This window comes from Psychrobacter piechaudii, from assembly GCF_900162825.1.
GTDB lineage: Bacteria > Pseudomonadota > Gammaproteobacteria > Pseudomonadales > Moraxellaceae > Psychrobacter > Psychrobacter piechaudii.
Genome location: NZ_FUGE01000259.1, coordinates 1 through 2,282 on the forward strand (window position 1 = coordinate 1; position 2,282 = coordinate 2,282).

At 35.8% G+C, this 2,282-nt stretch carries 1 protein-coding gene; it reads left to right on the forward strand.

Features of this window, described 5'->3' with window-relative positions:
• Positions 1–151 precede the first annotated feature (151 nt).
• Positions 152–2,071, forward strand: coding sequence for a TonB-dependent receptor plug domain-containing protein (locus A1019T_RS12685; protein WP_077452071.1), 1,920 nt, complete (start codon positions 152–154; stop codon positions 2,069–2,071).
• The last annotated feature ends 211 nt before the right edge of the window (positions 2,072–2,282 follow it).

The window sequence follows — 2,282 nt, forward strand, 5'->3', positions numbered from 1 at the left end:
TAACTTTGTATAAGAATAAAGCTTAAGTTGAATGTTATTAATTTAGACATGAGTAATTCTCGTCTATTTGTTATTTAATTATTATAAAAATCAGGGATAATAGCGGTACTCTTTCTTTAATGTAACTTTTGTTTACTAATTGGGTTTAGTCATGACAACTTCTTATAGCACTTTGTACAAAAGCCTTATTCAGGTTTCTAAAAAATCACATTTAAATAAAGGCACTTGGGCTTTAATGGCTTCTACTTTGGCCTGTGTCCCTGCTGTAGCTGCCGAAACTGAGTTGGCTACACAAGATAATATGCCGGTTGCTTATTTCCCAAAAATCACGGTTACTGCAACGCGTACTCCCACTGCTGTTAACAACACCATTGCTCAAACTCGCGTAATTGATAGTGAAGACTTAAAACGCTATCAAGGCCAGACAGCTCTAGATGTTATTAAAAATCAACCGGGTTTCAACTTTACTCAAAGTGGTGGGATGGGAACTGTATCTAACTTTTATCTTCGAGGCTATGATAGCAAACAGGTTTTAGTACTAATTGACGGTGTGCGATTCAGCTCAGTTTCTTCAGGACAACCTTCCTTACACCTCTTACCTGCTGACCAAATCGAACGTATTGAAGTCCTCTACGGCGCTTCTGGCTCTAGTATGTATGGTGCTGATGCCATGGGCGGTGTTATTCAAATTTTCACCAAGGGCGGAAATATTAATGAAAATCAGTTTTCTGTAACAGTGGGCGCTGGCTCTCATGACCAATATTTATATGGTGCAACAGCACAATTTTTTAATGAGAATGGAACAAGTTTAAATCTAGCTGCTAGCCATAATGAAACTAATGGTATTAATGCTACTCACCCTAATCATCCTCATAATATTCATAATAAAGATAAAGATGGCTTTGAAAGCAATAACTATAGTTTATTTTTAAGCCATCAAATTAATAACGATATTAAGATCGGAATCAGTGGTTTATACAGTGACTCAACTACAGAACTTGATAGTGGTTCAACGACAGGAAAGGATACTACATTAGCTGAGCAAAAAAATGGGGCAGCTCAAGCATTTATTGATTGGGGATATTCACCCGACTCATCCTTAAAATTGTCTTATGGTCAATCTATTGACGAGTCTCAAACGAAGGCTATCTCCTATACGAGCGACTATGATACTAAACAGCAGCAAGTTAGTTTAGTTGGACAACATGCGTTGGGTGCTGACACTGTAATATATGGTGCTGAATACTTAAAACAGGAAGTTGATTCAAGTTCCTATCCTGATGCGGACAAACGTGATGTCACTAGTGGTTTTTTAGCCTATTTACTATCACGGGGTAATATTGATGCACAAGCTAACATTCGCTATGACGATTACTCTAAGTATGATAGTGAAACCACTTATAACATAGGTGCTGCTTATCACTTCACTCCAGAAGTACGTGCTGGATTGAATTTTGCCAAAGGATATCGTGTTCCAACTTTCAACGACCTATATGACTGGGGTGGTGATCCTAATTTAAAACCAGAAAAAAGTGATAACTATGAGGCCTTTGTAGAGTACACGACAAATAATCAGGTTGCTAGATTAACTGGTTATCGTAACACTGTAGACGATCTAATTATAAGTGATGAAGAATATCAACGTAAAAACTTTGCCAAAGCTAAAATAGAGGGCGTTACTTTAACTAGTGACTGGTCTATAGATGATTATCTCTTTGGATTAGCTTATGACTATCAAAAAGCTAAGGATGATGGTGGTCTAGTAAATCATGGTAACTATTTGCCCAATCGTCCTGAGCATAAAGGTACAGTTTATTTAGGGTATCAATTATCTAATTTAGATATTCGAGCAGAATATCAATACATTGATGATTATTTTAGTAACATAGAGAATACTTCTAAAGTCAAAAGCTATAACTTAGTTAATATTAGTGGTAACTATAAGTTATCTCCAAACTTATCTATGTCAAGTAGAATCAACAATCTGTTTAATCAAAACTATATTACTGAGCCTGGCTATAAAACCGATGGTATTAATTTCCTAACGTCTTTAACCTATACTTGGAAGTAGAAAATAGTTAACTTATAAAATATGAATCATCAAAAAAACCACCCTATTGGGTAATGCCAGTCAGTTAAGGCAAAAACTCAATAAAAGTAATAAAATAGCCCATCTAATAAGTAGATGGGCTATTTTACTATGAGACTACAAGACGCTATTAATGAGACGCATAAAAGGATTCCAGACACCCTAGAACAATTTAGTGAATTAATAGATCCTG

Coding starts and splice junctions, on each gene's coding strand:
- A1019T_RS12685 (WP_077452071.1), top strand. CDS start 152: ATGACAACTTCTTATAGCACTTTGTACAAAAGCCTTATTCAGGTTTCT.